This is a genomic window from Burkholderia sp. DN3021, from assembly GCF_049805555.1.
Taxonomy (GTDB): Bacteria; Pseudomonadota; Gammaproteobacteria; order Burkholderiales; family Burkholderiaceae; genus Burkholderia; species Burkholderia pyrrocinia_C.
On sequence record NZ_JBNCAB010000260.1, the window covers coordinates 1 to 725 of the forward strand.

1 protein-coding gene and 1 pseudogene are annotated in these 725 nt (G+C 62.9%); both read right to left on the minus strand.

All coding sequences use genetic code 11. The features are described 5' to 3' along the window. Positions 1-458 (minus strand): annotated as a pseudogene (locus tag ACPUER_RS36975) (IS66 family transposase); the annotation flags it as partial. A 63-nt stretch (positions 459-521) separates the two neighbouring features. Then, a partial coding sequence (gene tnpB, locus ACPUER_RS36980; RefSeq protein WP_425133606.1) for an IS66 family insertion sequence element accessory protein TnpB occupies positions 522-725 on the minus strand: 204 nt, incomplete at its 5' end.

Sequence of the window (725 nt, forward strand, 5' to 3'; positions counted from 1 at the left end):
CCGGGCGTATAGTCCAGCTTCTCGCTGACGTCCTCGCCGATGCGTACGCGCTGGCAACCACACGCGCAGGTTGTATCGTTCGGTTCGTGATGAATGTCGGTGCGGGGGAACTGCGGCGGCAGAGGTGCACGTTTCGGTTGCTGACGCGCCTGGCTGGCTCGCTTCTCCGGTTGGAGCGCTTCGAGCTCGGTTTCAATCGCCGCCAGATCCGCGTCGATCGCTTCGTCGAGCAGGCTCATTTGCTCTTTGTTGAGCTGTTCGCTGCGCCTGCCGAACTGCTGCCGCTTGATGATCGACAGCTCGTGCGTGAGCTGATCGATCCGCGTTTGACGATACCGCAGCTCCCGCTCCTTCTCATCAACCTCGCGGTCCTTCTCCCTAACCTCGACGATCAACGCCGCGGCCAAGGCGCGCAGCTGTTCGGGACTGAGGGCGTCGAGGTCGGATGGCAGGTCCATGGCAACCAGTCTGCCAGACGCCAACCAGATACGGAAGCGGAACAGTTTACGTCCGGCGCAGCATCATAGGACGGTGATGGCATAGTCCGGCGTGAGCGTGCGCCACGGCAATCCCGCCACCAACGCGCGCAACTGCTCCGGATTCAGCGGCAGCGCGATCGCTTGCTCACCGTTGGTCCAGACGAATCGCCCCTTGCTCAGACGCCGTGTGGCAAGCCACACACCCAAGCCGTCGTAGACCAGCACCTTCATCCGCGTCGATTGCCG